Source organism: Serratia sp. CoH_122_TC_1 (genome assembly GCF_058191755.1).
This window is the reverse complement of the sequence record NZ_JBXWLA010000073.1, coordinates 1-319: the sequence shown is the minus strand read 5'-3', so window position 1 is coordinate 319 and position 319 is coordinate 1. Positions and strand designations below refer to the sequence as shown.

1 protein-coding gene is annotated in these 319 nt (G+C 47.6%); it reads right to left on the bottom strand.

The genetic code is table 11. The features are described 5' to 3' along the window. The coding region (locus tag AC2FC2_RS27035; protein ID WP_490660215.1) for a hypothetical protein at positions 1–319 on the bottom strand (319 nt) is incomplete at both ends.

Below are 319 nucleotides of genomic sequence, written 5' to 3'. Positions count from 1 at the left end.
ACAATACCAGGTATTACTTGGTATACCGTTGATAGGCGATTCAAGACACCAGCAAACGTATTTTTGTAAACGTCCCCAGCATCCAGCCCCGCATAAATCGCCAATCCAAGCACACGCATGCCCATTGCGTTTGAGTTACCGATATCGGTTTGAGCTTTACCACGCAGCGGAATACCACCAATCGCGTTGTATCGATCAACCAAAGCATCAGCAAAGTTTTTGATGCCTGCTTTCAGTTCGGCAACTGCAGCAGCATCATTTTCTTTCACTGCGGTGAAATACATCCACTGCAAGGGAGGAATGACGCATGTTGCCGCGA